Source organism: Aetokthonos hydrillicola CCALA 1050, assembly GCF_017591665.1.
GTDB lineage: Bacteria > Cyanobacteriota > Cyanobacteriia > Cyanobacteriales > Nostocaceae > Aetokthonos > Aetokthonos hydrillicola.
Map to the genome: position 1 here is coordinate 1 of NZ_JAAKGC010000391.1, position 1,405 is coordinate 1,405.

Annotated in this window: 3 protein-coding genes; all 3 read left to right on the forward strand. The window is 37.9% G+C overall.

The window, feature by feature from the left end; genetic code table 11:
* Nucleotides 1–186 precede the first annotated feature (186 nt).
* Nucleotides 187–600, forward strand: a complete 414-nt coding sequence (gene nifX, locus G4P69_RS38210; RefSeq protein WP_208355186.1) for a nitrogen fixation protein NifX — start codon at nt 187–189, stop codon at nt 598–600.
* 4 nt (nt 601–604) lie between these two features.
* Nucleotides 605–1,081, forward strand: a complete 477-nt coding sequence (locus tag G4P69_RS38215) for a NifX-associated nitrogen fixation protein (RefSeq protein WP_208344639.1) — start codon at nt 605–607, stop codon at nt 1,079–1,081.
* 123 nt (nt 1,082–1,204) lie between these two features.
* The coding region (locus tag G4P69_RS38220) for a CCE_0567 family metalloprotein (protein ID WP_208355189.1) at nt 1,205–1,405 on the forward strand (201 nt) is incomplete at its 3' end.

The window sequence follows — 1,405 nt, forward strand, 5'->3', positions numbered from 1 at the left end:
TCACCAAAGTTGGATATCGGGGTACTATGCAGCTTTTATTTGATATTGGCAATTTGTTTTTAGAGGAGGAAGAATCAAAAGTCCATCATAACAGAGATTTGGAAATAAAAAGTAAAGAGTTGTTGTAGATATTTGCTGCGTAAAGCATAAATCGTCACCTATAGACTGGAACCAAGGAACTTTAGAATGAAAATAGCTTTCACAACAAGCGACCGAGTTCATATTAATACTCACTTCGGATCAACAAAAGAGATTGACGTTTATGAAATCTCAGATTCTGGATATGAATTTATAGAAACTCTCAAATTTGAGGGTGAGCTTAAACAAGATGGTAATGAAGATAAAATCACCCCAAAACTAGAAGCATTAGCTGACTGTACGATTGTTTATGTTGTGGCAATTGGAGGTAGTGCAGCTGCTCGATTAATCAAGAAGGGAGTTACACCAATCAAAGCGCGATCTGAAGAAGAAGAGATCACCGGTATTTTAAATAAATTAGTACAAACCCTCAAAGGAAATCCTCCACCTTGGTTACGTAAAGCTCTACAGCAGAAAACCCAAACCTTTGAAGACGAACTTGAAGAAGAAGCAACGGTATGACAGTATGAGTACAACTAATAATGTTAATGACACAGCCTTAAGCGAAGTATTAACCTCTCCTTTTATCAAGACATTAGTCCAACAGATTCGAGGTCAAGATAATTATGGAGTATATCGTAATTGGTCTGATGAATTAATTATTAAACCCTTTGTTGTTACTAAACAAAAGAAACGCGAAATTTCTGTCGAGGGTGAGGTTGAGCCGGGAACTCAAGCACGAATCATGGCATTTTTTAGAGCTGTAGCCGCTAGGATTGAACAAGAAACAGGTTTACTCTCTAAGGTCGTAATTGATTTGAACCATGAAGGTTTTGGCTGGGTACTAGTTTTTTCTGGTCGTCTTTTGCTAGTTGTTAAAACTTTACGGGATGCTCACCGCTTTGGTTTTGAGTCTTTTGAGAAATTAGCAGAAGAGGGTGAACAATTCGTACAAAAAGGTATTGATTTAGCACAACGTTTTCCTGAAGTAGGAAAACTGTGAAAAGGAGTCAGAATTCAGTAGGGTGTGTTAGGACGAAGTCTGTAACGCACCACTCCAATGTTTCGGTGCGTTATGCTGCGCTAACACACCCTACTAAAGCGGTGAATTTTTGGGGAGATGTGTATGGTGCAAGCTGGAGAAACACAAAATATTGAAGAGCTAAAAACTCAGATAAAACGCCTCAATAGTAAAGCAGGTCAAATGAAAATGGATCTGCATGATTTAGCAGAAGGTTTACCAACAGATTATCAAACACTGATGGACGTTGCTGCACAAACTTACGAGATTTATCGTTTGTTAGATGAACTTAAACAACAGTTAAAA

What these genes read in the sequence shown, in the direction of transcription:
- nifX (WP_208355186.1), top strand. Translation starts at nt 187, where the DNA reads ATGAAAATAGCTTTCACAACAAGCGACCGAGTTCATATTAATACTCAC.
- G4P69_RS38215 (WP_208344639.1), top strand. Translation starts at nt 605, where the DNA reads ATGAGTACAACTAATAATGTTAATGACACAGCCTTAAGCGAAGTATTA.